The 207-nt window shown below is 66.7% G+C and carries 1 protein-coding gene; it reads right to left on the minus strand.

Going from position 1 to position 207, the window contains the following annotated elements; translation table 11 throughout:
• On the minus strand, positions 1-207 hold a 207-nt coding region (locus AC1KVE_RS21045; RefSeq protein WP_481093119.1), incomplete at both ends, for an autotransporter-associated beta strand repeat-containing protein.

The raw sequence follows: 207 nt of genomic DNA on the forward strand, positions 1-207 counted from the left end.
CCCCTGCTTGACCACACTGCCGGTGCCGCTGACCGCGCCGGCGAACACACCATCGCTGGCCTGATCGAACACCAGCGTGGCGTTGTCGACGATATTGCCTTGCAGGCTGGTGGTGTTGCCGATCAGGCTGCCGGCGCTGATCACGGTGCCGCCGGTATAGGTGTTGGGCCCGAGCAATTGCAGCGCGCCGGTGCCGGCCTTCTGCAG

This window comes from Xanthomonas sp. NCPPB 2864 (assembly GCF_056675615.1).